This window comes from Oleiphilus sp. HI0067 (genome assembly GCF_001635735.1).
This window is the reverse complement of sequence record NZ_LWFI01001542.1, coordinates 1-902: the sequence shown is the minus strand read 5'-3', so window position 1 is coordinate 902 and position 902 is coordinate 1. Positions and strand designations below refer to the sequence as shown.

At 44.7% G+C, this 902-nt stretch carries 2 protein-coding genes; one reads left to right on the top strand and one right to left on the bottom strand.

Going from position 1 to position 902, the window contains the following annotated elements; genetic code table 11:
- A partial coding sequence (locus A3739_RS25160; RefSeq protein WP_197472563.1) for a penicillin acylase family protein occupies window positions 1-611 on the bottom strand: 611 nt, incomplete at its 3' end.
- Between the two features lie 70 nt (window positions 612-681).
- Between A3739_RS25160 and A3739_RS25155 the strand changes: the two genes are divergently transcribed.
- Window positions 682-902 (top strand): serine dehydratase beta chain (locus A3739_RS25155; RefSeq protein WP_304440315.1); only part of this gene is annotated, 221 nt, incomplete at its 3' end.

Here is a 902-nt window from a genome sequence, read left to right as displayed (position 1 = left end):
AGATGACGATCACCTAACTTGAGTTTCTCTATTAAGGCGCGATCGATATGTTGGTCATGGATTGGGAATAAGCTTTTCAGTTTTTCATCACTCACTCCATTTTGAATGAGTTCGATAAAAAGCCTTTCGGATTCAGCTTGAGTTTGGGCGAGGGTCAGATAGCTCGTCATGCGGAAGGTCAGCATAATGTCGCTTGGTGTCCAAGGCTCATGTTTTCCAATTAATAGGCGCATGAGTCCTGATGTTCGATGCTTCAAACCAGCATTAATGCCATCACATAATGCTAGTAGCCATTCATGTGTTTCTGAGTTTAATTTACTGAGTTCTTTTTCTGCGCCTTGCTGCCAGTTCATGCGGCGAAAGAATATATCAATCTCGAGGTTTTCATTCGTATCATCAAGCAGTTCGCATAAACGACCTTGCCCTAAAATACGCATAAATTGGAGCTGCATACCACGATCAATAGCGTGGCAGTATCCGAGCCCCCATGTGGCATCGTTTAAGTTGTTTGCGTTGATATGTGGCACGCCGTTGGCGTCGCGTTGAATGCTTAGCCCATCAGGGAATTGGCCGCGGATTTTAACACTCGAAGATTTTGGTAGTTTGAACATAAGTGACAGCTTGTGATTATTTTTTTGCCCACTATATTCTGTTTTCTGGATTGCAACAACGGAGTGCACCATGTTTATCGCTTGCAGTGAAATGTTCAAAATAGGTGTTGGGCCATCAAGCTCGCATACTATGGGGCCAATGAGCGCAGCGCATGCATTTCGTTCAACTGTATTAGCTGATCACAAGCCAGATCTGCAACCTAAGGAGGTCTATGTTCGTTGCACCTTATTTGGCTCTCTCGCGTTTACTGGCAAAGGGCATGAGACCGATCAAGCTGTTCGACTGGGTTT